The sequence below is a fragment of the Pseudarthrobacter sp. PvP004 genome (genome assembly GCF_017876035.1).
In the GTDB taxonomy this organism is placed as follows: Bacteria; Actinomycetota; Actinomycetes; order Actinomycetales; family Micrococcaceae; genus Arthrobacter; species Arthrobacter aurescens_A.
The window spans coordinates 2,037,154-2,063,934 of the sequence record NZ_JAGINL010000001.1; the positions used below are offsets into that span (position 1 = coordinate 2,037,154).

At 61.7% G+C, this 26,781-nt stretch carries 20 protein-coding genes and 1 tRNA gene; 4 read left to right on the forward strand and 17 right to left on the reverse strand.

Features of this window, described 5'->3' with window-relative positions; translation table 11 throughout:
- Window positions 1–302: 302 nt before the first annotated feature.
- Entirely contained in the window at window positions 303–1,691 is a 1,389-nt protein-coding gene (locus tag J3A64_RS09160) for a HEPN domain-containing protein (protein ID WP_210064176.1), read from the forward strand.
- A gap of 252 nt (window positions 1,692–1,943) precedes the next feature.
- Complete coding sequence (locus tag J3A64_RS09165) at window positions 1,944–5,525, forward strand: NACHT domain-containing NTPase (protein WP_210064177.1); 3,582 nt, start codon at window positions 1,944–1,946, stop codon at window positions 5,523–5,525.
- A 72-nt stretch (window positions 5,526–5,597) separates the two neighbouring features.
- Here J3A64_RS09165 and J3A64_RS24110 read toward each other — a convergent pair whose 3' ends face one another.
- The 3 genes from J3A64_RS24110 to J3A64_RS09180 all read right to left on the reverse strand — a co-directional run bounded on the left by J3A64_RS24110 (window position 5,598) and on the right by J3A64_RS09180 (window position 7,659).
- A complete protein-coding gene (locus J3A64_RS24110; RefSeq protein WP_374100561.1) occupies window positions 5,598–5,780 on the reverse strand; it encodes a zinc-ribbon domain-containing protein in 183 nt (60 codons plus the stop codon).
- A 579-nt stretch (window positions 5,781–6,359) separates the two neighbouring features.
- Entirely contained in the window at window positions 6,360–7,490 is a 1,131-nt protein-coding gene (locus J3A64_RS09175) for a site-specific integrase (RefSeq protein ID WP_210064179.1), read from the reverse strand.
- Between the two features lie 87 nt (window positions 7,491–7,577).
- Window positions 7,578–7,659, reverse strand: a tRNA-Leu gene (locus tag J3A64_RS09180).
- Between the two features lie 189 nt (window positions 7,660–7,848).
- Between J3A64_RS09180 and J3A64_RS09185 the strand changes: the two genes are divergently transcribed.
- A complete protein-coding gene (locus J3A64_RS09185) occupies window positions 7,849–8,454 on the forward strand; it encodes an ANTAR domain-containing response regulator (RefSeq protein WP_011774540.1) in 606 nt (201 codons plus the stop codon).
- A gap of 149 nt (window positions 8,455–8,603) precedes the next feature.
- On the opposite strand, the gene pyk is transcribed toward J3A64_RS09185, so the two are convergent.
- From pyk to hisI, 11 genes are all read right to left on the reverse strand, one after another.
- Window positions 8,604–10,097, reverse strand: coding sequence for a pyruvate kinase (gene pyk / locus J3A64_RS09190; RefSeq protein WP_011774539.1), 1,494 nt, complete (start codon window positions 10,095–10,097; stop codon window positions 8,604–8,606).
- 54 nt (window positions 10,098–10,151) lie between these two features.
- Entirely contained in the window at window positions 10,152–11,609 is a 1,458-nt protein-coding gene (locus J3A64_RS09195; protein ID WP_210064180.1) for a glutamate synthase subunit beta, read from the reverse strand.
- Window positions 11,602–16,215, reverse strand: coding sequence for a glutamate synthase large subunit (gene gltB, locus J3A64_RS09200; RefSeq protein ID WP_014921439.1), 4,614 nt, complete (start codon window positions 16,213–16,215; stop codon window positions 11,602–11,604). Before gltB ends, J3A64_RS09195 begins: the two co-directional genes overlap by 8 nt.
- A gap of 259 nt (window positions 16,216–16,474) precedes the next feature.
- Window positions 16,475–17,629, reverse strand: a complete 1,155-nt coding sequence (gene lgt, locus J3A64_RS09205) for a prolipoprotein diacylglyceryl transferase (RefSeq protein WP_210064181.1) — start codon at window positions 17,627–17,629, stop codon at window positions 16,475–16,477.
- Between the two features lie 21 nt (window positions 17,630–17,650).
- Window positions 17,651–18,463: a tryptophan synthase subunit alpha gene (gene trpA, locus J3A64_RS09210; RefSeq protein ID WP_043470039.1), complete on the reverse strand. Its 813-nt coding sequence runs from the start codon at window positions 18,461–18,463 to the stop codon at window positions 17,651–17,653.
- On the reverse strand, window positions 18,463–19,839 hold the full coding sequence (gene trpB / locus J3A64_RS09215) for a tryptophan synthase subunit beta (RefSeq protein WP_014921436.1): 1,377 nt from the start codon (window positions 19,837–19,839) through the stop codon (window positions 18,463–18,465). The genes trpA and trpB overlap by 1 nt, the downstream gene beginning before the upstream one ends.
- Window positions 19,840–19,953: 114 nt before the next feature.
- Window positions 19,954–20,772, reverse strand: a complete 819-nt coding sequence (gene trpC, locus J3A64_RS09220; RefSeq protein ID WP_011774533.1) for an indole-3-glycerol phosphate synthase TrpC — start codon at window positions 20,770–20,772, stop codon at window positions 19,954–19,956.
- Between the two features lie 2 nt (window positions 20,773–20,774).
- Entirely contained in the window at window positions 20,775–21,047 is a 273-nt protein-coding gene (locus J3A64_RS09225) for an HGxxPAAW family protein (protein WP_011774532.1), read from the reverse strand.
- 132 nt (window positions 21,048–21,179) lie between these two features.
- Entirely contained in the window at window positions 21,180–21,785 is a 606-nt protein-coding gene (locus tag J3A64_RS09230) for a Trp biosynthesis-associated membrane protein (protein WP_011774531.1), read from the reverse strand.
- Window positions 21,782–23,365 carry an anthranilate synthase component I gene (locus tag J3A64_RS09235; protein WP_210064182.1) on the reverse strand — a complete coding sequence of 528 codons (1,584 nt, stop codon included), beginning with the start codon at window positions 23,363–23,365 and terminating at the stop codon, window positions 21,782–21,784. Before J3A64_RS09235 ends, J3A64_RS09230 begins: the two co-directional genes overlap by 4 nt.
- Window positions 23,366–23,423: 58 nt before the next feature.
- A complete protein-coding gene (gene hisI / locus J3A64_RS09240) occupies window positions 23,424–23,840 on the reverse strand; it encodes a phosphoribosyl-AMP cyclohydrolase (RefSeq protein ID WP_011774529.1) in 417 nt (138 codons plus the stop codon).
- 89 nt (window positions 23,841–23,929) lie between these two features.
- On the opposite strand from hisI, the gene J3A64_RS09245 reads away from it, so the two are divergent.
- Window positions 23,930–24,574 (forward strand): TIGR03085 family metal-binding protein, encoded by a 645-nt coding sequence (locus J3A64_RS09245; protein ID WP_014921431.1) that lies wholly within the window; start codon window positions 23,930–23,932, stop codon window positions 24,572–24,574.
- Window positions 24,575–24,647: 73 nt separating this feature from the next.
- On the opposite strand, the gene hisF is transcribed toward J3A64_RS09245, so the two are convergent.
- From hisF to J3A64_RS09260, 3 genes are all read right to left on the reverse strand, one after another.
- The gene (gene hisF, locus J3A64_RS09250) at window positions 24,648–25,424 is read right to left on the reverse strand and encodes an imidazole glycerol phosphate synthase subunit HisF (protein ID WP_011774527.1); all 777 of its coding nucleotides are present in this window, start codon (window positions 25,422–25,424) and stop codon (window positions 24,648–24,650) included.
- Between the two features lie 60 nt (window positions 25,425–25,484).
- Window positions 25,485–26,345 carry an ATP phosphoribosyltransferase gene (gene hisG, locus J3A64_RS09255; protein ID WP_210064183.1) on the reverse strand — a complete coding sequence of 287 codons (861 nt, stop codon included), beginning with the start codon at window positions 26,343–26,345 and terminating at the stop codon, window positions 25,485–25,487.
- Between the two features lie 84 nt (window positions 26,346–26,429).
- Window positions 26,430–26,693 carry a phosphoribosyl-ATP diphosphatase gene (locus J3A64_RS09260; RefSeq protein ID WP_018778638.1) on the reverse strand — a complete coding sequence of 88 codons (264 nt, stop codon included), beginning with the start codon at window positions 26,691–26,693 and terminating at the stop codon, window positions 26,430–26,432.
- Window positions 26,694–26,781 lie beyond the last annotated feature (88 nt).

A 26,781-nucleotide genomic window follows, 5' to 3' on the forward strand; every position in this document is an offset into this window, starting at 1 on the left:
AGGTTGTCCCGTTCGCGCCGGAACCGTTGGAGGCACTCAGGGCACCACGATTCCTGTGAACTGTTCGATGATTTTCTTGAACCCTTCCATGGCGACTGGTTTGGCAGTCTCCCCACCGACGTGGACAATCCCGGAACCAAGCTTGGCGAGGAAGGCTTTGACAGCCCCCCCCCCGGGCGATCGCCGTCCTCCCGTCCAGCCGTGAGCAGCGCAGTCCGGGCCTGACTGCCGAACCCGAGTTCTATGAGCGCTGCCAGCAGCGACTCGATCGTCCGGCGGAAAATCTCATATATCGTGACGACGTGAACGAAGACATAACAGGAACCTTCTGGGTCGAGAACGGCCCCGGTGTTGCCGGCACCCTCACCATGGGAGAAAGTGACTATTCGCTGGAACTTGAAGGGTTCTGTTTCCAGCCCCAAAGCATCGAGATCAAGCCCGGCTACTACTCCATCAGTGGCGACCCCGGGGCGGTAGCCGCGGATTTCGCGCCTCGGACCGTCATGGGTGAGCTTGGCGACGGCACCAAAGTCACCCTACTGGGGGCACACATGGACACCCCCGACCAGCTTTTTGGGCCACTCAAACAGAAGTTCACCGGAACCATCTCCGTGGTGGGTGCCCATATCAAGGACCAAGAACACAAAATTAGCGGCATTCGTTGGACGTGGAACATCTCCCCAGGCCAGGCCGGATGGCTGACGGAAGATCCTGTCCACGTCACAGATGGTCCACTGTCCGGCACTCTTTCCCCCCGGATCCAGGCACAATCGCCAGGCCTCGGACTGCAGCTGTCTACCCTCACTGAACTGCGAGTCGCCCGGAACGGCGCCGCAGCTGCCATGACCCAGTTACTGGTGCTCTGGACGGGGAAAACCCTGGACGTGTCTTCCATGGAGATCCAACTCGAGGACGGTAGGTGGTTGACTTGCTCGCCACCAGAGAAGGAAGGAGGCCGGTTCACAAGATCAAGTCTGCTTCCGCTGAACGAACTCACGCTTCAAGCGCTGGCCCGTTGGGCAACCGTGGCCTTCAAGTTGGACCCTTTGCCGTATATTGCCTCTGCTTCCGCCGGCGTTCTTCAAATCGACGCCCAGGCCGTCGCCAGCGCTCTCGAGGGACTCCATAGGCGCCTCCATGGTGACAATCGCCCCCTCGCCCCTTTGAGTAAAGCCGTTGTCAAGAAGGCCACCCGCGCAGCCCGAGATGCGGGCGTCGCTGTTCTGGTCGAAAGCGGATTTGAAGATGCCGGCCTGGCAGGCAAGCTGTTCACCGAGTCCCTCAACCACATCGACCAACCCAGCTACCACCAGCGCCTAACAGAAATGGCAGCCCCCGTCGTAGCGATGGCGCCAGGGCTCTGCGGCCCGGACCTGACAGCGTGGGTCAAGGCCATGAAGGACATCCGCAACGACCAAAGCCACCAGATGCTAGACCATTTCCATGAGGACGACGTAGCGGTCTACCACATAGCCAGCATCTCTGCGCGATGGGTCCTTCGACTGCGGATCCTCATGGAATTCGTCGAACCGAGCCGCCTGGCTACCGCCCTCAAGGAGTCGCAATCCTTCGCCTTCGCACTGGCGAATATGGACGTCGAGAACTACTGGGAGGGATACTCCTGCTTACAAGCCTTCAGGCGGGAACCTAGCACACCAAAGCACGGAGGGCGTGCGTCGTCAGCGAGATAGTCTGCGACCTGGCATCTGCACTTCCCTAGGTTTAAAGGCGAGCCGTGATCTTGCCTAATAGCTCCACCTCATGGGTGGTGAAGAGGTGGCACCGCCCGGACGTCGAGTCAAGTGAGTCTGTTCTGAGAACAGTTCGAATCGATGATGCTCGAGCTGATCAACGTTGCCCTGCCAACCTTGCTTTTGGCCGAGTCTGGACCGCATGCGATCATAGGCCGCTATTGACGTTACTAGGCAGCAAAGGGGTCCCGGATGGTGAACCAAGGTGCTATCGGAGGAGCCGCAGGAGAAAGCGGCTCGAATCACCGGAGCATAGCTGCGGCACTCATCGCCGCATTCGGACTGAACGGCAAGAGTGTTCCATGGTTGGGACCAGATGCCTGGCCCGAGAGAATCTCCCTGGAAACGGACAACGAGGTCGACGACATCGAAGTCGTGCTCAGCGACGGAAGTGCCATCCATATACAAGCCAAGAACTCATGCGGGTTGGGAAGAGATTACAAGAAGTCTGTGGAGCAGTGGGTGGCCGCTGAGACCAACGGCACGGCAGCGGTGGTGGACCGGTTCATTCTCTTAGTGGCCTTGGCCTCCGGCACACTCGCGAAACTCGGGAAGGCGCTGGATCACAAGCGGGCTAGAACGTCGCTCACGCGGGGCGAAAACGCGCTGATCGAGGATGCACTTCTCCTGCTAACGGGGCACCACCGCCTGGACGAAGCCGCCGCGAGATCGCTACTGAAGAAAGTGCACGTAGTGGTCCTCGATACCTCCACCCAAGGGCAAGCCGTCCAGCTTGGGAGTGCCTTGCTGGATTCTTCCGTCGTGGCACCGGGAAACGGCAACGCCGCCTTTGCCATCCTCGAAAGCTCATTTCACGATCAGAGCCGTCGACGCGCCGCTACCAGCGACGGTGATTGGCGATCAATTCTTCGTAGCGCACACATACCAGTTCTTTCCGACCCAAAGGGCGCCTTGGCCGCCCGCCATCAGGCACAGGACGACGAACTGACCAAATTTCGGCGTGATCTCGCAGCCCAAAAAGACATGGTCCAGTTCCCCTCCACTGAAGTCCACCTTGAACCCTTCATTAGGCCTGGCTGCTCCCGGGCCCTGAAGGTACGAATGAGCCAATCCTCTCAGCCCACAGAAACTGGAAGGGCCAGGGACCGGGATGAGTTCTCCTTGCTAGATGTGACCCGTCGGCAAGGCCGGTACCTTCTGGTCGGCGGACCGGGGACGGGAAAGTCGTTCTCACTGGCCCAGATCGCAGCCAACTGCGCGGCAAACCACGCCGCGCCCCTCCCGCTGCCCTTGCGCCTTCGTGAGCTCGCCAAAGCCATGCAGGACCGTCCCAACGTTCAGTGGGGCCCGCAACACTTGGCAAAACACCTCGCCAATGGGAATGAAGTCCTAGAAGATGCGTTACTCGCTGCCATGGCCGAGGGCTTCGTCATCTACCTGTTTGACGGTCTGGACGAGGTGCCCCACCACCGTTCCACGGTCGCGGGCTGGCTCAACAACTTCCTCGCGGGCCTCCCAGACCACACGGACATCGTAGTCTCGAGCCGCTACCCTGCGGCCGCGGATAGCGGCCTTGACATGCCCCACATCGAACTTTTGCCCCCGCGGGACCTATCCTCTTTGAACGATGACCTGCTCGTCAGATTCTCTGAAAAGGTCAGGAACGCGGAGGACCGTGCCGCTTGGTTGCAAAACCGCCGCGCCTTCGTCGAATCATCCCGACGCCAGGATCCCGACATGTGGGCAATACCCTTGCTCGCGATGCTGATGATTTCTGTTCTCGCCGCCCACGGACCCGCCAGCGTACCGCGCACCCGCTCAGGGCTGCTCCGCGCTGCCTTGGACTCCAGCGTCAAACGATGGGAGATGACGCGCATAGACACCATAGCCCCGGGACTCCCCCGCGAATATCAAGCTCAGATCGTCCTGGACACTTTCGCTGACATAGCGGGTGTTGTTGCTGGCGACGGGGAGTGGTTGACCGCGTTTGAGGCCGTAGAACGTCGGCTTCAACAGGAGTGGGACATCCCGCGCGGGGCCGTATCCGACTATGCAAGAGCCATTCTCAGCTTTTGGGACCTTACCGCGGCTGTCTTCATCACGTCCACGGAAGAAGGAAGGCTCAGCGCCCGGTCAAGGCTCTTCGCCGAAATCGGTGTTGCCAGGCTCCTGGCCCGTGACTTCGACACCATGAAAAGTTGGGTTCTGGCCAACAAGTCAGATCCGGAGTCCTTCGTAACACTACGTCTGCTGTGTGGGCTCAGCGAAGAAGCAATGGAATGGATCGGCACGACGGCCGCCGACGGAGAGCCGGACCTGTTGGACGTCGTCCTGGACGCAGTGGATGAAGGAGCCAAAGTCAGCGAAAAGACATTCTCCATGGTCCTGGACGCGCAAATGCAACGACTTCCGCTCATGCCCCGCAGCACTGGATCGTCCGAATTCAGCCTTCGGAAGTTCCTTGACGGCCCCGAAGATCCTGGCTACCGGCTGGCCGTCAGGATGGCTGGATTGCCCCTGTCCAGCGAGCAATCTCAGCACTTGCGGGGCCTTGCGAAGTCCCACTTGGAGGAACGGCAAAAGTCCGTGCTGTTGGCTGTGTTGGAAATAAGCAACCCTCAACACGCCCTATCGGACCAGGCGTGGCAACTTATCGAGGCAGCCCTGCCGCCCACACCGGACAGGAGCAGGGCTGACGGCTATGTCACGCCATGGCAAGACATTGATGTCTCCGGTATCGAAATAGTGGCCGAACATGCTGCAGAGAACATCGACTCATCGCGCGGCACGCTGGCCTCCCGCGTGCTGGCTGGCTCCCTCGTCGGCCCGAACACGTGCTTCGACCGGGTTCGAAAGCTGCTCAAAGCAAAAGGATTCCACGACGAAGTCGCATTCCTCAGCAGGGGGATAGGAGGAGACATGTTTGCTGGTCTCCCCGAGTCATTCCGCAATACATCGCAGCCCGAGGAGCTGATGAGGGATTCCTTGGGCGAACCTGAGGCGTGCTCCGCTGCAGACCTTTGGCATTTGGATGCGGCCGCGGCCGCATACGCATCCCTTCGGGTCAACGACATGCCGTTCGGGCTGCTTTACTGGGCAGCTGAGAACAATCCCGCTCTGGCGCGCCAACTCATCCGCAGGGTTGTGGACGACTCGTCTCTGGCGACCGGCCAGGTCGCGGCCCAGATCAGGGCAGTACTTGCAGACCCCGATGCCAGCCTCCTACTGACCGTCCCATCGCCAAGAACACCAAAAAACGCCCTCTTGCCTTCAGTCGGGTGGGAAGTCGACGCGATGTCCGCATGGCGGTCGAGAAACGACTGGCTTGGCCGCTTGGCGTTCTCCCTTTCTCTGGCAGCCACAAAAATCTCAGATTCAACCATCGACGAAATGCGAAAGCTCGTCTCAGCAGTGACGCCCCAGGCAAGGAAGGAATTCGGCGTCATCACCGAATGGCATCGGCCTGGCACGAGGTGGGTCGATGAGGATGCATTATGCAAGAGCGGAGCCCGCCGGGTTCAAACCATTCGAGCTTGGGAGAACAAGGACTATCCGACCTTGATACGGAACTTCCAGGATCCTGACCTTGAAATCAGGAACAAATCCATCCTTGTCCCCGAGTGGCCGCAAGAATTGGTCGTGCTGCTTCCGGCAATCATCCCTGAAGCCACATCGTGGACGTGTTGGCAGTGCGGCAAGTTGATGGCTCAAACAGATACCGTCTGCCCAGAGAACCATCCCAGGCCCGACGATAAAGTAGCCGCACGCCTGGCACGAATACCAGGCCGCGGAGCCGTTACCGGAGGTGCCTAAAAGCCTCTTGTCTACTTTCAGGAGGTCGTCAAGCCGCTTTGGGTGCTTCAGCGGCAGGTGTAGCCCGTCTTTTCACGGTTTACAGGCAGCGCAGCCCCCGGCGCGCGGTCGGTTCCGGAACATCGTGTGTGGATCGTGCCCGTGAGGGCAGATCCACCACCACGGCCTGCTGCCTGGCAGGACATCTTTCACGAACTTTCCACCGTTCAATGCATCGTTCCAGTCCTTGGCGAGGGCCGTGCATGGTGGCCAGATCGTTGGAGCCTTGCATCAGCACCCCATTGGAGCAGTAGGAGCATGCCGCCCGGTCATTGCACCACTGAGGCCTCACACCTGTGGCAATCACGGAGCGAGGCAAGAAAGGAATGCACCTTTGACTGTCCGGTGATAATTCAGGTGTCGACGGTCTGGAAAGGTCCCACTGTTCGAGCAGGCAAGGTTGGTAAGTCTAGGCGCCTTCGCGGGGAACGAACAAGGCTTCCACGCGCCGTCATGTACCCAACAGCAAGAAGCCGAATGAATTACCAAGTTCAATCAAGCATGAGGGGAAAGATGTGGACCTGGAATTCTTCGAACCGGCCGAAGCGGCCGCACTTATGCGCTGCAGCGAAGGATGGCTGCGTGACGGCGCCGCCGCTGGACGGTTTCCGCACGCGTGCTGGGGGAAGGGAAAGATAGTGTTCACTTCGGAGCATATCGCCGAGATAGCCAAGCTCAGCGAGATCCTACCACCGTCCCACCCGGCATCAGCGACTCAAGCTGGGGGTCCGACCAGCACCCGGCTCATCGGTACACGAGCATGCAACCGCCTCATCTCCTGAGAGACCAACAGCATCAGCGCATGAACGCCGCGACCTGCCTTTCAGTGGCATCCGCCCCGACCTGCAGCGCCTCCGGCATCAAGTGCCCATAGACCTGCTCGGTGGTCTTGATGGACGCGTGACCCAACCTCCGCGAGATCGTAAAAATCGGCACCCCATCCTGAATCAACCACGACGCATGGGTATGCCGCAGATCGTGAATTCGTGGGTTCTTCCGAAGTCCCCGAGCCTGGGCAGCCTTGACCGCCGGCATCCAGTAGTGGTGCCAGAACAGCTTGTGCACAATCCGTTCACCCTTCGGCGTCGTGAACAGCAGGTCGCTGCTCGGACGCCCAGCCACCAAGGGAATCAGAAGCTCAACCAGCGCCGGATTCAGCCCAATGGTCCGCTTGCCAGCACCCGTCTTCGTTGGCCCGATGTAGAACTGGTTCTGCCCATCCCGCTTCCAGGCCTTGTTAATGCGGGCTGTCGCCGGCTTGCCCAGGAGATCAATGTCCGCGACGGTCAGTGCCGTGGCTTCCCCAAAGCGCGTCCCAGTCATGACCAGGAAGTTGGTGAAGTCGCGGTACCGCTCCCCTATGCCGTCCATTATCAAACCGAACTCGGCGTGCGTGAGGAACATCATTTCGTCCTCGGCCTTTTCGACGCTCGGCAGCTGCACGCCTCGGCAAGGATTGCGCGTGATGCAGCCAAGCATCTCGGCTGTGTTCATTGATGCGGAGATCAAGCCATGGACATTTTTGATTGTCTTGGGTGAGCGTCCCTTGGCCATCATTGACTTCACCCAGTAGGCAATCAATCGGTAGTCGAGCTTGTCCACCGGGACGTGACCGATGACCTTCTTCACATGCAGATCGAGCATCGTCTGATACGTCTTCACCGTTCCACTCGACGGCCGGATCAGCAGGTCGATGTGTTCCTGAATAATCTCAGCAACCGTGGGTAGTCGCTTGGCATTGGCGAGGATTGCATGCTGCGCGATTTCGAAGTTCTGCCCATTGGCGTCAAGCAGTCGTTTGAGCGTTTCTGCTTCGGACTCAGTGACCACAGTAAGGCCCTGGGCCTTGCCGGTCTTCGGGTCCCGCCAGCGAACCATGAAGGACTTGGAACCGTCCTTTTTAGTGCGTGTGGAGATGCTGGCCATGCATAAAACGCTACGCCGCTGTACACACTTTTAGGGGTTTTGTACACAGTCAGGGGCCATATAGGCCCCTGACCTGCGACAACACAGTGCCCGAGGTGGGACTCGAACCCACACACCTTTCGATACTGCATTTTGAGTGCAGCGCGTCTGCCAATTCCGCCACTCGGGCGCGGATATGCGGGGAAGTCAGCTGCCCTCATCTCTGTGAGCAACGCGATCCTTTCCCAGCACGCGAAATTACTATACATGCAGATAGGCTGATTCAAAGAACCGGGCACGCTGATGCAACAAAAACCAGCCATCAAAGAGTCCACACTAAGATGGATATGAACCCGCCGAACCTTTTCAAGGAGATCCCGTGACCGAACAGACGGAGTCCACGTCCACAGCCCAGCCGGCCCGACGCGTTGTCGTAGCCGAGGATGAGACCCTCATCCGCCTGGACATTATCGAGATTCTGAAGGGCGAAGGGTACGACGTCGTCGGCGAGGCAGACAATGGCGAGAAGGCTGTGCAGCTGGCCGAGGAGCTCAAGCCGGACCTTGTCCTCATGGACGTGAAGATGCCCGTCATGGACGGCATCTCCGCGGCTGAGAAGATCGTCAAGGCCCGCATTGCACCTGTGGTCTTGCTGACCGCTTTCAGCCAGAAGGAGTTGGTGGAGCGCGCACGCGATGCCGGCGCGATGGCTTACGTCGTCAAGCCGTTCTCCCCCGCGGACCTCATCCCGGCCATCGAGATTGCCCTCTCCCGCCACGAGGAGATCAAGGCCCTCGAGAACGAGGTTTCGGACCTCCAGGAGCAGTTCGCCACGCGCAAGCTTGTAGAGCGCGCCAAGAGCCTCCTGACCACCAAGATGGGCCTGACGGAGCCGGAAGCTTTCCGCTGGATCCAGAAGACCTCCATGGACCGTCGCCTCAGCATGCGTGAGGTTGCCGAGACCATCATCAACCAGGTCAACTAAGCAAAAGCAAAGCACGACGGCGGCCGCTCACCTCACGCGAGGTGGGCGGCCGCCGTCGTACTCGCCGAGAAGTCGTCCTCGCCGAAAATCAGAACGAAAAATGCGGGCCCCACCAAAAGGCGGGGCCCGCATTCAAGAAAGCGAAGAACTTAGCTCTTGGCCTTGGACTTCTTTTCCGGCCAAGGGCCAACGGGTTCCTTGCGTGAACCGTCGTCGGTCTTGGAGGTGTCGGCGAGGTCGCCTACCTTGTGGACCTTCAGGGAGTTCGTTGAACCGGCCTGTCCGGGAGGGGAACCGGCAGCGATGACAACCAGGTCGCCTTCGTCCACGAGGTCCATTTCCAGAAGGCTCTTGTCCACCTGTGCGGTCATCTCGTCGGTGTGGCCCACGGAGGGAACCAGAACCGGCTGGATGCCCCAAGTGAGGGCGAGCTGGTTCCAGACGTGCTCCACCGGGGTGAAGGCGAAGACCGGCTTGACCGGGCGCAGACGCGAGAGGCGTCGTGCCGAGTCACCGGACTGGGTGAAAGTACAGATGTACTTGGCATCCAGCTGGTCGGCGATCTCGACGGCGGCGCGGGTGATGGCGCCACCGCGGGTCTTGGGCTTGGTTCCCAGCGGGGGGACGCGCTCAAGGCCGTGGACTTCGGTGGACTCGATGATCCGGGCCATGACCTTAACGGTCTCGATGGGGTACTGGCCAACGGATGTTTCACCGGACAGCATGACTGCGTCGGCGCCGTCGAGAACCGCGTTGGCGCAGTCGGAAGCCTCGGCGCGCGTCGGACGCGGGTTGTCGATCATGGATTCCAGGACCTGGGTCGCCACGATGACAGGCTTGGCCCAGCGGCGTGCCAGTTCAATGGCGCGCTTCTGGACGATCGGCACCTCTTCGAGCGGCAGTTCCACGCCGAGGTCGCCACGGGCAACCATGATGGCGTCGAAGGCGTCAATGATTTCGTGGAGCTGCTCCACGGCCTGCGGCTTTTCGATCTTGGCGATCACCGGAACGCGGCGGCCTTCTTCGTCCATGATCTCGTGGACGCGCTTGATGTCTGAGGCATCACGCACGAACGAGAGGGCGATGAGGTCAGCGCCGCGTTTGAGGGCCCAACGGAGGTCGTCCTCGTCCTTTTCGCTCAGGGCGGGGACGTTGACGGCAACACCGGGCAGGTTGATGCCCTTGTTGTTGGAGACCTTGCCGCCAACCGTCACAGTGGCCACAACTTTGACGTCGTCAACCTCGATGGCACGCAGTGCCACCTTGCCGTCGTCGATGAGCAGGGCGTCGCCCACGTTGACGTCTTCAGTGAGGCTCTTGAGCGTGGTGGAGCAGATGTCCTTGGTACCGGGGACGTCTTCGGTGGTGATGGTGAACGTATCGCCCACGGCCAACTCGTGAGGGCCGTCAACAAAGCGGCCCAGACGGATCTTGGGTCCTTGGAGGTCGGCCATGATGGCCACGGGCTTACCGAGCTGGGCCGCAGCCTTGCGGACGTTTTCGTAGGTGGTGTCATGCACGGAGTAGTCGCCGTGGCTCATGTTCATGCGAGCAACGTCGACGCCGGCCTCCAGCACCGCGAGGGTGTTCTCGAAGCTGGAGATAGCCGGGCCGAAAGTTGCCACAATTTTCGCGCGTCTCATATACCTACCCTAAGTAGTCATGCTGATTGAGTAAAAGAAGTGTTCCTGCCGGCGCTATAAGACCGCTATCGCCCGGTCGGTGGGGGCGACCGGTGCCGGGAGAATGGTGCTTCCCATCAGGAACCTGTCCACTGCAGCCGCGCACGCACGGCCTTCCGCAATGGCCCACACAATCAGTGACTGGCCACGTCCGGCATCACCGGCAACGAACACGCCCTCGGTGTTCGTCATGTAGTAGCCATCGCGGGCAACGTTGCCCCGACCGTCGAATTCGGCACTGACCTGCTCCGTGATACCTGCCGGCTCAGCACCGGTAAAGCCCAGGCTCAAGAACACAAAGTCAGCTGGAATGATTCGTTCTGTACCGGCCTTGGGCAGGCGTTTGCCGTCCACGAACTCGGTTTCAGCAACTTTGACGCCGGTGAGTTTGCCGTTTTCTCCAACGAACTCAACGGTGGATGCAAGGTAGGTACGCTCGCCGCCTTCTTCGTGGGCGCTGGCGACCTCGAACAGGGTGGGGAACGTCGGCCACGGCTGGTGGGTGGCACGTTCAGCGGGCGGCTGCTTGCCGATCGCGAGCGTGGTCACCGAGGCGGCCTGGTGGCGGTGGGCGGTGCCGATGCAGTCAGCACCGGTATCGCCACCACCAAGGATGACAACATGCTTGCCGCGCGCATCAATGTGGTTCTCAGGGTTCTCCCCTGCCACCTTGCGGTTGGACGGGACAAGGTAATCCATGGCGAAGTGCACACCGTCGAGGTCACGGCCAGGGATCGGCAGGTCGCGCGGGACGGTGGCGCCGGTAGCGACTACAACGGCGTCGTAACGGCGTCGCAGTTGCTCCCAGGTCACGTCCGTACCAACGGCAACGCCGGTACGGAAGCGAGTGCCTTCGGCCTTCATCTGCTCCAGGCGGCGGTCAACCTGTTCCTTCTCCATCTTGAAGTCGGGGATGCCATAGCGGAGCAGGCCGCCGATCTTGTCGTCGCGCTCGTACACTGCAACAGTGTGGCCCACTCGGGTCAACTGCTGTGCCACAGCCAGGCCTGCGGGACCGGAACCAACCACAGCCACCGTCTTGCCGGTGAGGCGTGTGGGCGGAAGGGGCTGAACCCAGTCGTTGTCGAAGGCTTGGTCGATGATCGAGACCTCAACCTGCTTGATGGTCACGGCAGGCTGGTTGATACCCAGCACGCAGGAAGCTTCACAGGGTGCAGGGCACAACCGGCCCGTGAACTCCGGGAAGTTGTTCGTAGCGTGAAGACGCTCAATCGCTTCTTCACCCTTATCCCGCCAAACGAGGTCGTTCCACTCAGGAATGAGGTTGCCCAGCGGGCAGCCCTGGTGGCAGAACGGCACACCGCAGTCCATGCAGCGTCCCGCCTGGCTCTTCAGGACGCCCTTTTCCTGGGCTTCGTAAACCTCTTTCCAGTCCATGATGCGGACGGGAACGGGACGGCGTGGCTGCGTCTCGCGCTGCCGGACCTTCAAAAATCCGCGTGGATCAGCCACCGGTTACCTCCAGGATTCGTGACCATACTTCTTCGCCATCGGGGTCAAGGCCCTCTTCGATGGCGTCGAGACGGGTTTGCAGGACTGCGGCGTAGTCGCGCGGCAGCACTTTGGTGATGCGGGCGGCCGTGTCGTCGAAGTTTTCGAGCAGACGGCCGGCCAAAACGGATTCGGTTTCCTCAACGTGCTTGGTGAGCAGGCCGTGGACGATGTCGCGGTCCTCGGCGTCCAGCTCCAGGAGCTGGAGTTCACCGGTATCGAGGGCCAACTTGTTGACGCGCTCAGGCTGCAAGTCCAGCACATAGGCCGTACCGCCGGACATGCCGGCACCGAAGTTGCGGCCCGTGCGGCCGATGATCAGCGTCTGGCCACCGGTCATGTACTCGCAACCGTGATCGCCAATACCTTCGACGACGGCGGTGGCACCGGAGTTGCGGACGAGGAAACGTTCGCCAACCTGGCCACGCAGGAACATTTCACCGCTGGTGGCGCCATAGCCGATGACGTTACCGGCGATGACGTTTTGCTCCGCTTGGAACACGTTGGTGCGGTCCGGACGAACGATGATGCGTCCACCGGAGAGGCCCTTGCCCACGTAGTCGTTGGAGTCGCCGAACATGCGCAGCGTGATGCCGGCCGGCAGGAAAGCGCCGAGGGACTGGCCCGCGGTACCGTTCAGCGTCACATCGATCGTGTCGGTTGCCAGCACATCGGTGCTGAACGTCTTGGTCACCACGTGGCCGAGCATCGTACCCACGGACCGGTCCGTGTTGATGACGTCCAGAGTGATCTTGACGGGCATGCGGTCGCTGAGTGCTTCCTGTGCCATGGTGATCAGTCGCTGGTCGAAGTGCTTGTCCAGCTCGTGGTTCTGGGCGGTCATGTTGCGCAGCGGCACGTCGTCGTCGAACTCCAGCCCGTGCAGGATGGGGTCGAGGTCCAGCCCTTCGGCCTTCCAGTGGTTGATCGCTTCGCGGGTGTCCAGGACTTCGGCGTGGCCGATTGCCTCTTCCAAGCTGCGGAAACCGAGCTCGGCCAGGATTTCGCGGACTTCTTCTGCGAGGAACTCAAAGAAGTTGACCACGAATTCGGGCTTGCCGTTGAACCGGGAGCGCAGCTCAGGGTTCTGCGTGGCAACACCAACCGGGCAGGTGTCCAGGTGGCAGACGCGCATCATGATGCAGCCGGAAACCACCAGCGGAGCGGTGGCAAAACCGTATTCCTCGCCACCGAGCAGCGCAGCAATGACAACGTCGCGGCCGGTCTTGAGCTGGCCGTCAACCTGAACCACCACACGGTCACGCAGACCGTTGAGCATGAGGGTCTGCTGGGTCTCGGCGAGGCCGAGTTCCCACGGCACGCCCGCGTGCTTGAGCGAGTTCAGCGGCGAGGCGCCGGTACCGCCGTCGTGACCTGAAACAAGCACGACGTCGGCCTTCGCCTTGGTGACGCCGGACGCCACCGTGCCGATCCCGACTTCCGACACCAGCTTCACGTGGACCCGGGCCGAAGGGTTGGCGCGCTTGGCATCGTAAATGAGCTGCGCGAGGTCTTCGATCGAGTAAATGTCGTGGTGCGGGGGCGGCGAAATGAGTCCGACACCTGGGGTTGAGTGACGCGTCCGGGCTACCCAAGGGTAGACCTTCTGGGCCATCAACTGGCCACCCTCGCCGGGCTTGGCGCCCTGGGCCATCTTGATCTGGATGTCGTCGGCGTTGGTCAGGTACAAGCTGGTGACACCGAAGCGGCCCGAAGCGATCTGCTTGATGGCAGAACGGCGCTCTGGATCCAGCAAGCGGTCAACGTCCTCGCCACCTTCACCGGTGTTGGACTTGGCGCCCAAACGGTTCATGGCAATTGCCAGGGTCTCGTGGGCTTCCTTGGAGATGGAACCGTAGCTCATGGCACCCGTGGAGAAACGCTTCACGATGCTGGAGACGGGCTCCACTTCCTCGAGCGGAACAGCCGGACGCACGCCATCCTTGAACTTGAGGAGCCCGCGGAGGGTCATCAGGTTCTCGGACTGATCGTCAATACCCTTGGTGTAGGACTTGAAGATGTCGTAACGGCGTTCGCGGGTGGCGTGCTGAAGACGGAACACCGTCTCCGGGTTGAAGAGGTGCGGTTCGCCGTCGCGGCGCCACTGGTACTCGCCGCCGCCCAGCAGCGGCTGGTGCGGGTGCTCAATGCCACCTTCGGGGTACGCCATCTGGTGGCGGGCCGAAACTTCAGCTGCGATGACGTCCAGTCCTACGCCACCCAACTGGGAGTGCGTGCCGGAGAAGAATTCGTCCACGAGCTCTTGGGACAAGCCCAAGGCCTCGAACGTCTGGGCGCCCGTGTAAGAAGCCACAGTGGAGATGCCCATCTTGGACATGATCTTCAGGACACCCTTGCCGAGGCCCTTGATGAGGTTGTAGACGCCGTCTTCCGGAGTTACGCCCACAACGTCGCCGTTGGAGATCAGCTGTTCCACCGATTCCATGGCCAGGTACGGGTTGACGGCAGATGCGCCGTAACCGATGAGTACAGCCACGTGGTGCGTCTCGCGGACGTCGCCGGCCTCGACCACGAGCGCGGTCTTGGTGCGGTTGGCGCTGCGGAGCAGGTGGTGGTGGACTGCACTGACCAGCAGGAGCGACGGAATCGGAGCCCACTGCGCATTCGAGTCACGATCGGACAGCACAACGTACTGCACGCCACGGTTGATCGCACCGGAAACCTGCTCACAGATCTCGGTCAAGCGCGCACGGAGTGCTGCTTCTCCGCCCTCTGGGCGGTAAAGGCCGCGGACCTTCATGGCGATGCGGTCGCCGTCGGGGCTTTCGATGTTCGCGATCTTGGCGAGTTGATCGTTGTTGATCACGGGGAACGGCAGGGAGATCTGCGGCTGGCGGACCTGCTTGCCGTCCAACAGGTTGCCGTTGGGGCCGATGGCGCACTTCAGCGAAGTGACGAGTTCTTCGCGGATGGCGTCCAGCGGCGGGTTGGTGACCTGCGCGAAGGACTGCACGAAGTAGTCGAACAGCAGACGCGGCCGCTTGGAAAGCACGGCTACGGGAGTGTCCGAACCCATGGCACCCAAGGGCTCGGCGCCGGTGCGGGACATCGGTCCGAGCAGGATCTTCAGCTCTTCGGTGGTGTAACCGAAGGTCCGCTGACGGATGTTCACGGACGCAGCCGTGTGAACCACGTGCTCGCGCTCGGGGAGTTCATTGATGTCGATCAGGTTGTCCTTGAGCCACTCGGCCCATGGATTGGCTGCAGCGACCTCGGCCTTGACCTCGGCGTCGTCAATGATGCGGCCGGCCTCGGTGTCAACCAGGAACATCTTGCCCGGGGCAACGCGGCCCTTCTTGACCACGTTGGAAGGCTCAACCTCGATCACGCCAACTTCGGAGGCGAAGATGATGAGGCCGTCTTCGGTGATCCAGTAGCGTCCCGGGCGCAGGCCGTTGCGGTCCAGCGTTGCGCCAACGAGGCTGCCGTCCGTGAAGGACACTGCGGCCGGACCATCCCACGGCTCCATGAGCAGTGAGTGGTACTCGTAGAACGCACGGCGGGCGGGATCCATGGTGGCGTGGTTCTCCCACGCCTCCGGGATCATCATCATGATCGAGTGCGTGATCGGACGGCCGGAGAGCCAGAGGAGCTCGGCCACCTCATCGAAGGAAGCAGAGTCCGAGGCACCCGGGGTGCAAATGGGGTACAGCTCTTCGGGAACGGAGCCAAGCAGCGGGCTGGCCAGCTGTGACTGGCGGGCACGCATCCAGTTGCGGTTGCCCTTGACCGTGTTGATTTCACCGTTGTGGGCGATGGTGCGGAAAGGCTGCGCCAAAGGCCATGAGGGGAACGTGTTGGTGGAGAAGCGCGAGTGGACAATGGCGAGCTTCGTCTTGAAGCGCTTGTCCGAAAGGTCCGGGTAGAACGGCTCCAGCTGGGCGGTGGTCAGCATGCCCTTGTACACGATGGTGCGCGAGGACAGCGACGGGAAGTACACGCCGAACTTGTTCTGGGCACGCTTGCGGATGCGCCAGGCGCGGGAGTCGAGCTCATTGTGCTCAAGCTGTTCACCGGTGGCGGATGCAAAGAACGGCTGCGAGAAGTACGGCATACAGGCCCGTGCCATGGCGCCCACGAGATCGGCGACTACTGGAACTTCACGCCAGCCGAGGACGGTCAGGCCCTCGTCGGCTGCAAGCGCTTCAATGCCGGCCTTCGCGGTTTCTGCTTCGCGGGACTCAGCGGGGAGGAAGGCTGTGCCCACCACGTACTGGCCAGGGGCAGGCAGTTCAAATTCGGTGACGGCCCGGAAGAACTCGTCCGGAACCTGCATGAGCAGACCCGCACCGTCGCCGGTACCTTCGTCGGCGCCCACGGCGCCGCGGTGTTCGAGATTGCGGAGGGCGGTGAGCGCCGCTTCCACGATGTCGTATCCCGGTTCCCCGCGAAGCGTGGCAATAATTGCCAGGCCGCAGGCGTCCTTCTCCTTGTCAGGGTTGTAAAGACCCTGCGCCTCCGGGAGCGCGGCAAAGCGCTTGAATGGAGACATGGCACCCTGAGGTTCGATATTTTCGGACCAACCGGGGTTATGAAGATGGGTCATGGGAGACGTCCTTCCTCGAGATCGTGCGTATGGAAGGGACAACGTTGGCCCCACCTTGCCTGCCCTGTGACGGGCACAACAAAGCGCTAGTAATTGGAATTGTAGGCCAGCCGATCCAGCGCAACGAACAGTTACGCAGACCTCTGGCCCCGGCTTGACCAGTGAACATCGGTATGCTGCGATCCGGTTTCCGGGGTGCCACGACGCTGTGGACTGGGCCCTACGAGCGGTGACTCTGTTGCCCCTTTACCGACGGCGACTACTTGGTGTCGTCTGCCTTCGGCGTGGATCCGGGGGCCTTCCTTGCGGCAGTAGCAGCAGATGTGGAACCCGTGCCGGACTTGATGTCCTTACCCGCGTCCCCTGCTGATTCCTGCGGCTCGTCAACGTGGCCCGGATCGCTTTGGTTATCTGGGAGATTACCACGCGAACCAGTATCTGAGACAGATGCGTCCACATCATGACTGGTGACGCTGGTCACCGCAACGGGCTCCTTTTCCGTTTCGTTTTCAGGCTCGCGGCCCGGCAAATAAGGAGTATCAGGCACCGGCCGGCCCCGCCTGCCAAGGATAAAGAAGATTGCCAGTGAGGCGACGAACACAAGAATGCTCGTCCATACGTTGAGCCTGGTAGTGATGCCAAAGAGGCTTATCTGCTCCGCGTCGTCAATGCGCAGCGCTTCAATCCACACGCGCCCAAGGGTGTAGTAAACGGCGTACAGCCAGAAGAGCCGGCCCCAACGGAAGTTGAACTTCTTGTCCAGCAGCAGCAGGATGGCGACGCCAACCAGGTTCCACACCATTTCGTAAAGGAACGTGGGGTGGAAGAGCGTACCTGCGGCCATGTCCGGCGGGAAGTTGGCATTCGCGGGATCAATCTCAAGGCCCCAAGGCAAGGTGGTGGGAGCGCCGAAGAGTTCCTGGTTGAACCAGTTTCCTAAACGGCCGATTGCCTGCGCGAGCAACAGTCCGGGAGCAGCTGCGTCAAGGAAGGCGGTCAGTTTGACGCCGGCACGCCGGCAGCCGATCCACGCACCAACAGCGCCAAGGATCACGGCACCCCAAATACCCAGACCACCGCGCTGGATCTGGGGAATGAGGGAGAGGTCGCCCGTGCCGTCAAAGCCGGGCCCAAAGTACGCGTCCGGTGAAGAGAACACGTGGTAGAGGCGGCCGCCGATGATGCCGAAGGGAATTGCCCAGATGGCGATGTCCCACAGGCTGCCCTCGGGGGTACCGCGGCGCTTCCAACGAGCCGAGGTCAGCCACAGGCCAACGATGATGCCCGCCAGGATGCAGAGGGCGTAAGCGTGGATGCGCAACGTCCCCCACGGCAGCGGAATGTCGAATCCGGACCACGATGGGCTCGGGATACTCAGTGGGACCATTGCCGCTGCGTGGAGGACGGTCTGCATTCGCTTCGCTGTTTCCTTTTCCTAGGCTTCTGCAGCTGCGCGGCCCAAGCCGGCGCTGAGGTTCTTGGTGAGTTGTCCGACGGCGTCCACGCCGCCATCGCGGAGGGCCGCCACCAAAGCCGTACCCACGATCACGCCGTCCGCATAGGCAGCGATTTCGCGGACGTGATCCGGGTTGGAGACGCCCAACCCCACGCAAACGCGTTCGGCACCGGCCGCATGGGCGCGGGCCACTACGTCTTCAGCGCTGCTGCTGACGGAGGTGCGCGTTCCGGTGACACCCATGATCGAGACAGCGTAGACGAAGCCGCGGCTTGCCTTGACCGTCATGTCCAGTCGCTCCGGAGTGGACGAGGGCGCCACAAGGAACACGCGGTCCAAGCCGTACTTATCTGAGGCTTCGAACCACTCATGAGCCTCGTCCGGGACCAGGTCCGGGGTGATGAGCCCTGCTCCCCCGGCCTCGGCCAAACGGCGAGAAAACTCATCCACGCCCATGCGCATGACAGGGTTCCAGTACGTCATGACCAGAACGGCCGCATCAGTAGCTGCGGTAATGCCGGCAACCACGTCAAAGACGTTGGACACCCGGAATCCGTTGGAAATCGCTTCGGTGGTAGCGGCCTGGATGACAGGGCCGTCCATCACGGGATCGGAATACGGAATGCCGATTTCGATGAGGTCAGCACCGTTGCGGGCCAGGGCTATGCCGGCCTCGATGCTCTCCTGAACCGTCGGGTAGCCCGCGGGGAGGTAGCCCACCAGCGCGGCGCGGCCGTCTGCTTTTGCGCGGTCAATGGCGCCTGCGGATTTGCTGGCGAATTCTTCAGTCATCACTTCTGGTCCTCGTTGACATCCACGGCTGCTTCGGACGTGTGCTCAGTTGGCCCCTTGGGCTTTCGCGTGGACAGCGTAGTGCCCTTGACGTGCCCTTCCTCGTCCAACATGTTGAACCAGGCAGCGGCAGTCTCCACGTCCTTGTCACCGCGTCCGGACAGGTTGACGATCACCGTCACGTCCGAGGGAGTTTCCTTGCCCTCCGTGAGCCGCTTGCCGATCTTGATGGCACCGGCCAGGGCGTGCGAGGACTCAATGGCGGGAATGATGCCCTCGGTCCGGCAGAGGAGGCTGAAGGCATCCATGGCCTCTGTGTCGGTAACGGCCTCATAGGTCACGCGCCCGATGTCGGCCAGGTACGAGTGCTCCGGACCAACGCTCGGGTAGTCCAACCCGGCCGAAATGGAGTGGGACTCGATGGTCTGGCCGTCCTCGTCCTGCATGAGGTAGGAGCGGGCACCGTGCAGTACGCCTGGACGGCCCAGGGAAATGGCAGCCGCGTGGCGGCCCGTTTCCACACCTTCGCCGCCGGCTTCAAAGCCGTAGATCTTCACGGAAGCGTCATCAAGGAAAGCGTGGAACAAACCAATGGCGTTGGAGCCGCCACCGATACATGCAGCAATGGCGTCAGGGAGCTTGCCGGTTTGCTCCAGGATCTGGCTGCGCGCTTCCTCGCCGATAACTTCGTGGAAGTAGCGGACCATGGCGGGGAAGGGGTGCGCACCGGCTGCTGTGCCCAGAAGGTAGTGGGTGTGCTCCACGTTGGAGACCCAATCCCTAAGGGCATCGTTAATGGCGTCCTTGAGCGTCTGTGAACCATTGGTTACCGGAACAACCGTGGCGCCCAGCAGCTGCATGCGGGCCACGTTCAAGGCCTGCCGACGGCAATCCTCCGCACCCATGTACACCACGCACTCGAGGCCCAGCAGGGCTGCGGCCGTGGCACTCGCAACGCCGTGCTGACCGGCACCGGTCTCAGCGATAACGCGGGTCTTGCCCATGCGCTTCGCGAGGAGTGCCTGGCCCAGGACGTTGTTGATCTTGTGGGAGCCAGTGTGGTTGAGGTCCTCGCGCTTGAGGAAAATACGTGCTCCCCCGGCGTGCTCCGAGAAGCGCTTGGCTTCGGTCAGCAAGGAAGGCCTGCCGGAGTAGTTCTTGTTGAGGTCCTTCAGCTGAGCGATGAAATCGGGATCAGCTTTGGCTTTCTCAAAAGTGTCTTGGACTTCGTCAAGGGCGGCGATGAGCGACTCGGGCATCCAGCGTCCGCCATAGCTGCCAAAGTAGGGCCCCGATGCATTCCGCAGCGAAGGGCCACCTTGGAGGAATGCGTCCGCCGCATTCTCTTCTGAGCCGGCTGTTGGCGCGTCGACCATCAGTCTCACCGTCCTGTTCCAGTTAGTTCATTGGGTAGTTCCACGTGCCACAAGGCAGCCGCAGGCTTATGCCCGGGCTGCCTTGCAACTATTCGCCGTGATTCAGTTACTGCCTCAGTTCCTGACGGCGATGGCGGCAGCTCCAGCTGCCTTGAATTCAGTGATGCGTTCGCGCGGCGTGGAGTCGCTGACCAGCGCCTCCCCCACCAGGATGGCGTTGGCGCCACCAGCGGCATAATGCGAGACATCCTCCGGACCCCGGACGCCGGATTCGGCCACGATGACGGACTCGGCCGGAATCAAACCGGCCAGCGATCCAAAAACGGAACGATCGACGTCGAGCGTTTTGAGGTTGCGGACATTGATGCCGATGATTTTGGCCTGCGCCGCAACTGCGCGCTCGATTTCTTCCTCGGTGTGGGTTTCCACGAGCACGTTCATTCCAAGCTCGTGGCTCAGCGCACTGAAGTCGGCAAGCTCGGCGTCGGACAATGCAGCGACGATCAGCAGGATGAGGTCGGCGCCATGGGCTCGGGCTTCCCAGATCTGGTACTCGTCAACAGTGAAGTCCTTACGCAGCAACGGCGTTTCGACGGCGGCACGCACCGCGTCGAAGTCAGCCAGCGAGCCGCCGAACCGGCGCTGTTCGGTGAGGACGCTGATGACGGAAGCTCCGCCGTCGGCATACTGCACTGCGAGGGACGCAGGATCGGCGATGGATGCGAGATCACCCTTGGATGGACTGCGGCGCTTGATTTCAGCGATGACTTTGAGGTCGTTGCGGATGGATGAAGGGCCTCCCAGGGCTGCCCACGCATCACGAGCAGGAGCAGCGTTTGCGGCGCGCTCCTTCAGCTCCGCGAGGGACACGAGGCCGCGGCGGACCTCCATGTCCTCCTTGACGCCAACAATGATGTCATCAAGAACGGTCACGATTAGTGGCCGTTGTTCTGCAGCTTGCTGCCGCCAACTCCGTAGCCTGCCTTACGCATGACGAAGCCCACGATCAGGCCAATCACCATGACGACCAGTCCGCCGACGAAGATCGGGGTGCTGGCGATGACGAAGGCGATGGAGGAAATCAGGGCGCCGACCAGCATCACGAGTACGCAGGTCCAGGCAGCCGGGCTGTTTCCGTGACCGATGGCGTCAGCGTGGCTGGCCATGGTGGATTCCGCTTGGTTGTTGGACACTGTGGTTTTGCTCATGTGAAATCTCCTCAGGATGAATACTGCTTACATTCTGCCATTTATTGACGACGCCCGGGACATCGCCGGGCGTCAGGACGGGTGGTGTCGGCTTTGTTGCGCCAGACCCACCCAAAAGTCCGATGTGACTGCCTACGTCGGGTCTTCGCCGCGCGAAAGACTGTCCCAGCTATCGATCTCGTCCACCGGTTCGCCCCCGTTCTTCTTACCCCGCACTCCGGCGTCGTACTTGGTGCGCGAGGTCCAGTAGCGCCCGGCCAACGGCAAAGCTATGGCACAGATCGCCAGGAGAGAACCGGCAACGATGGCGAAGACCGGGAACACCGTGACGGCGGCGTCGGCCTGCCCGCCGGAAACTCCAGTGGCTGCAGCGATGGCTCCTTGTGCGGCTCCCAGGGGATCCATCATCACGGTGATAGCCGCGAGGATGATTCCTGCGGCAGACAAGGCGATGAGGAGCGCGATGATCCAGCGGGCAATTTTCCCTGCGATGGATGCAGCCAGGCCGCCCGCCAAGGCGACCACGGCCAGCGCTGTGACGGCGGTGGCAGCCTTGCTTCCTTGGACATGGAGGTCGCTGTTGGATGCGCCCGCGGGGTCCAGGCGCACCTCGATCCAGGTCTGCGTCGTGGCACCGAAAACGGCCAGCGCAAGGATGGTGGTAGCAAGGACCAGTGTGGATTTCCGCGCCCAACGCGGTGACTTCCTGACGGAAGGCGCGGGCGATGCCGTACTCATGAGCCGGGGGTCCTATCCCCGGATGCGTCCGCATTCCGCACGGCGTCCGCGGCAATGTTTTGCAACGACCCGGCTGTATGCACGGCCCGCAGGGGTGCCGCGGCCTTGTTCACCGTCTCCAAGGCTTCAGAAGGCTTGTGCGAATCGGCCACGATTCCGCCACCGGCCTGCACGTAGGCACGGCCCTCACGGAGCAGCGCGGACCTGATGGCAATGGCCATGTCCATATCGCCGGCGAAGTCCAAGTAGCCAACCACGCCACCGTAGATGCCACGCCGGTGTGGTTCGAGCTCATCGAGCAACCTCAGCGCGCGGGGCTTGGGTGCCCCGGACAACGTGCCGGCCGGGAACGTCGCTTTGAGGACGTCGTAGGCCTTGGCATGGGGGGCGAGCTCGCCAACCACAGTGGACACGAGGTGCATGATGTGGCTGAACCGCTCCACTTCCATGAACTGCGTGACATCCACCGTTCCGGCCACACATACCTTGGAGAGGTCGTTGCGTGAAAGATCCACCAGCATCAGGTGCTCGGCGCGCTCTTTCTGATCGGCCAGCAGTTCTGTTGCCAAGGCCTTATCCGCCTCAACCGTTTTTCCGCGGGGGCGCGAACCGGCGATGGGGTGGGTGATGACTTCCTCACCGGTCACCGTCACCAAAGCCTCCGGTGACGAACCGACGATTGAGTACTCCCGGCCGTCCGCGTCTTCCAGGCTGAAGAGGTACATGTACGGGCTGGGGTTGGTATTGCGCAGGACGCGGTACACATCCAGCGGGTCCGCGGCACACTCCATCTCGAAGCGCCGGGAGATCACTACCTGGAAAACCTCGCCGTCGACTATGGCTTCCTTGCCGCGGTCAATGGCTTCCAAGTACTTGGCCTCGTCCCAGCGTTCCTGAACGCTGGAGGCGAAGTCCAGGGCCGCAGTTTGCAGCACGGAGACCGGCTGGGCAACAGGCGTACTGATCTGGTCCAGCAGCCCCTTCACCCGGGCTACGGCGTCGTGCCAGGCGTCATCCACACGTTCGGAACTGTCATCAAAGTTGATCGCATTGGCGATCAGGAGGACCGTGCCGTCCACATTGTCATGCACCGCCATGTCGGTGACCAGGTTCAACGCCATCTCCGGCAGCTGGAGGTCATCCTCGGGCGGGGACGTCAGGCGCTCCCAGTGGCGCACTGCTTCCCAGCCGAGGAAGCCAACCAAACCGGAGGTGAACGGTGGCAGGCCGTCAAAGCGATCAGTCTGCAGAGCAGCAATGGTGTCGCGCACAGCTTCTACAGGGTTGCCTGAAACCGGCACTCCAACGGGCGGCTCACCGATCCAGTGCGCTTCACCGTCTTTGGTGGTCAGTGTGGCGCGGGACTTGGAACCGATGAAGGAGTAGCGGGACCAGGCGCCGCCAACCGCTGCTGACTCCAGGAGGAAGGTACCGGGCTGGCCCTTGGCAAGCTTCCGATACAGGCCGATGGGGGTCTCGGCGTCGGCCAAAACCTTGAGTCGGACAGGGATGACACGGCTGTGGACGGCGAGTTCGCGGAACTCTTCCAGGCCCGGGCTGATGATTCCAAGGTCCTGCATGGCTATGTTCTCCGCCTTATTGTCTGAGGTGGTGCGTCAGTGGAAAGTGGTGGGTGCCTTATTCGCGGTGGCCCGTAACGACTGTGAAGTCGCGACCATCAAAGCAGGTCCGGGTTCCGGTGTGGCAGGCTGCGCCGATTTGGTCCACGCGGATCAGAAGGGCGTCGCCGTCGCAGTCAAGGGCGACAGACTTCACGAACTGTACGTGTCCGGAAGTGTCGCCCTTGCGCCAGTACTCCTGGCGGGAGCGGGAGTAGAACGTGACCCTGCCGGATGTCATGGTGCGGTGCAGTGCTTCGTCATCCATCCAGCCCAGCATGAGGACCTCGTTGGTGTCGTGCTGCTGCACGATTGCTGCAACGAGGCCGGAAGAATCCCGTTTAAGGGCGCTGGCGATCTCCTGCGGCAAGGGGCTTGCGGGGTCGCTGGAAAGCTCCGCGGCAGGAGTTGGGCTGGGGGCGGACTGCTCTGACATCAGATCAAGTCTAGTGCCTTCGGCGGGAGCCGGATTCTGCGGCGGTTCCACTGCGCAAGAGTGCTCCGATCGTGCTAGTTTCACAAGTGATGCATTTCGTCGATCCTTCCCGAGAAGTACTGGCCGAAACCCTGCTGGCGGCCGGGCCTGACTCCCCCACGCTCTGCGAAGGGTGGTTGACCCGGGATCTTGCCGCGCACTTATACCTGCGCGAACGGAAGATCGCCGTGGGTCTGGGGCTACTGATCCCCAGCCTGGGCAAGGCATCCGAAAAAGCCACCTCCAAACTCGCTGCCAAGCTGAAGAGTTCCGACGCCTACGCGGACCTCGTCAAGACGTTCCGTGCAGGTCCGCCGGCGCTTTCCCCCTTGAAGATCAAGGCGCTGGATGAGACATCAAACCTCATTGAGTACTTCGTGCACACGGAGGACATTCGTCGCGCCGGTGACCGCTGGGCGCCCCGGGCCTTGGATGAAGCCTATTCGGACGCCCTGTGGGACGAGCTGATCAAGCGTGCCGCGTTCCTGTACCGCGGCGTTGACCTGGGCATCGTGCTTGTGCGGCCCACCGGCCCGCGCCATGTAGCCAAGCGGGCTCCCGTCTCCGTAGCAATTGTCGGTGAACCCGGAGAACTGCTCATGCACGCGCATGGCCGCACCAGCCAGGCCCTCGTCACCTTCGAGGGCCAGCCGGACGCCGTCGCGCTCCTGCAGTCCGCCGATATCGGTCTGTGACCACCAACAGGCTTAAACCAGCAACGGAGAGTCACCTTCAAGGTGACTCTCCGTTGCTGTTTACGCCTGAAAGCTAGCGGACTTCGAACCCGGCGTCGCGGATCGCGGTCTTGACCTGGGCAATCATGTCGTCGGGACCAAAGTGGAACACCGATGCTGCAAGGACGGCGTCAGCGCCTGCCTCCACCGCAGGCGGGAAATGGGCAGGCACTCCTGCCCCACCCGAAGCAATGATCGGAATGTTCACTGCGGCCCTGACCAAGCGAATCAATTCAAGATCGAAACCGTCTTTGGTGCCGTCCGCGTCGATCGAGTTGAGCAGGATTTCCCCCACGCCCCGGTCGGCTGCTTCCTTGGCCCACGCGACGGCGTCGATGCCGGTACCGGTACGGCCACCGTGGGTGGTCACTTCAAAACCGGACGACGTCGGTTGGTCACCTTCGCGGGTTCGGCGCGCATCCACGGAGAGCACCAGCACCTGGGAGCCGAAGTGGCGGGTGATTTCATCGATCACATCGGGCCGCGCAACCGCAGCAGTGTTGATGGACGCCTTGTCCGCACCAAAGCGCAGGAGTTTGTCCACTTCCGCCACGCCACGGACGCCGCCGCCCACGGTCAGGGGAATGAACACTTCCTCTGCGGTGCGGCGAACCACGTCGAACGTGGTTTCGCGGTTGCCGGACGACGCAGTGACGTCCAGGAAGGTAAGTTCGTCCGCTCCGCCATTGTCGTAACGGTGCGCGAGTTCCACCGGATCACCGGCGTCGCGGAGTCCTTCAAAGTTGACGCCCTTGACGACGCGGCCGGCGTCGACATCCAGGCAGGGTATGACGCGTACGGCTACAGCCATGTGCTGCTCCTCAGTTCTCTGTGCTCTGCTGCTTGATGCGCGACTGGATTGATACGCGGGTCAGATACGGCAGGCGTGGATGCTGCTGACCAGGATGGCGCGCGCGCCGAGGTCGTAAAGCTCGTCCATGATGCGGTTGGTTTCCTTTTTGGGAACCATGGACCGCACGGCCACCCATTCGGAGTCGCGCAGCGGCGAGACCGTGGGTGATTCAAGGCCCGGGGTCAGTGCTGCGGCGTCTTCCACCAGGTCCTTGCGGATGTCGTAATCCATGAGCACGTATTGGCGAGCCACGAGGACGCCCTGCAGGCGCCGGATGAGGATCTCGACTTCCTTGGCCGTCCCGTTGGCAGCGCCGCCCGAGCCGGAGCGACGGATCAGCACGGCCTCGGATTTCAGGATGGGATCGCCGAAGATCTCCATTCCGGCAGCCTTGAGGGTATTACCTGTTTCAACGACGTCGGCGATCGCGTCCGCAACGCCGAGGCGTACCGACGATTCCACCGCGCCGTCCAAACGGACCACCTTGGCGTTTACGCCGCGCTCAGCGAGGTAGTCCCGCAGGAGACCGTCGTAACTGGTGGCGAGGCGCTTGCCTTCGAGCTGCTCGACGCCGCTGAAGTCACCTACGGGGCCGGCGAAACGGAACGTGGACGGCGCGAAGCCCAAGGGAAGCAGTTCTTCGGCTTCCACCTTTGCGTCAAGCAAGAGGTCGCGACCCGTAATGCCGACGTCCAGGGTTCCTTGGCCTACATAGACCGCGATGTCGCGGGGACGGAGGAAGAAGAACTCAATGTCATTGTCGGGATCAACCATGACCAGTTCACGGGTGTCGCGGCGCTGGCGGTATCCGGCCTCGGACAACATTGCCGAGGCGGCTTCGGACAGGGATCCCTTATTGGGGACTGCTACACGGAGCATTGGGAGACTTTCTTTTTGGAATGGAGGTTTTCAGGCACCTTGGCCACGCAGGGGGCTCCGCTAAAGGCAAACGGAGTGGCGTGGCTAGAGATGCTTGTAAACGTCTTCCAGGCTGAGGCCCTTGGCGAGCATGAGGACCTGCAGGTGGTACAGCAACTGGGAAATTTCCTCAGCGGCGGCTTCGTCCGATTCGTACTCCGCGGCCATCCAGACTTCGGCGGCCTCTTCGACCACCTTCTTGCCGATGCCGTGGATTCCGGAGTCCAGTTCGGCAACCGTGCGCGAACCTGCCGGGCGGGTCGCTGCTTTCTCACTCAGTTCTGCGAACAGCGTCTCGAAATTCTTCACGCCCTCCAGACTACTTGCTTGGGGGCGGCCACCGCTTGTTGGGGCGTTGCATGACGAAGGGGATGTGAGTGAAGACACACCCACATCC

Bases quoted from the DNA above. Each gene is read 5' to 3' on its own strand.
- J3A64_RS09165 (WP_210064177.1), top strand. From the start codon at position 1,944: ATGGTGAACCAAGGTGCTATCGGAGGAGCCGCAGGAGAAAGCGGCTCG.
- J3A64_RS09175 (WP_210064179.1), bottom strand. From the start codon at position 7,490: ATGGCCAGCATCTCCACACGCACTAAAAAGGACGGTTCCAAGTCCTTC.
- pyk (WP_011774539.1), bottom strand. From the start codon at position 10,097: ATGAGACGCGCGAAAATTGTGGCAACTTTCGGCCCGGCTATCTCCAGC.
- gltB (WP_014921439.1), bottom strand. From the start codon at position 16,215: ATGACCCATCTTCATAACCCCGGTTGGTCCGAAAATATCGAACCTCAG.
- lgt (WP_210064181.1), bottom strand. From the start codon at position 17,629: ATGCAGACCGTCCTCCACGCAGCGGCAATGGTCCCACTGAGTATCCCG.
- trpA (WP_043470039.1), bottom strand. From the start codon at position 18,463: ATGACTGAAGAATTCGCCAGCAAATCCGCAGGCGCCATTGACCGCGCA.
- trpB (WP_014921436.1), bottom strand. From the start codon at position 19,839: ATGGTCGACGCGCCAACAGCCGGCTCAGAAGAGAATGCGGCGGACGCA.
- J3A64_RS09225 (WP_011774532.1), bottom strand. From the start codon at position 21,047: ATGAGCAAAACCACAGTGTCCAACAACCAAGCGGAATCCACCATGGCC.
- J3A64_RS09230 (WP_011774531.1), bottom strand. From the start codon at position 21,785: ATGAGTACGGCATCGCCCGCGCCTTCCGTCAGGAAGTCACCGCGTTGG.
- J3A64_RS09235 (WP_210064182.1), bottom strand. From the start codon at position 23,365: ATGCAGGACCTTGGAATCATCAGCCCGGGCCTGGAAGAGTTCCGCGAA.
- hisI (WP_011774529.1), bottom strand. From the start codon at position 23,840: ATGTCAGAGCAGTCCGCCCCCAGCCCAACTCCTGCCGCGGAGCTTTCC.
- J3A64_RS09245 (WP_014921431.1), top strand. From the start codon at position 23,930: ATGCATTTCGTCGATCCTTCCCGAGAAGTACTGGCCGAAACCCTGCTG.
- hisF (WP_011774527.1), bottom strand. From the start codon at position 25,424: ATGGCTGTAGCCGTACGCGTCATACCCTGCCTGGATGTCGACGCCGGC.
- hisG (WP_210064183.1), bottom strand. From the start codon at position 26,345: ATGCTCCGTGTAGCAGTCCCCAATAAGGGATCCCTGTCCGAAGCCGCC.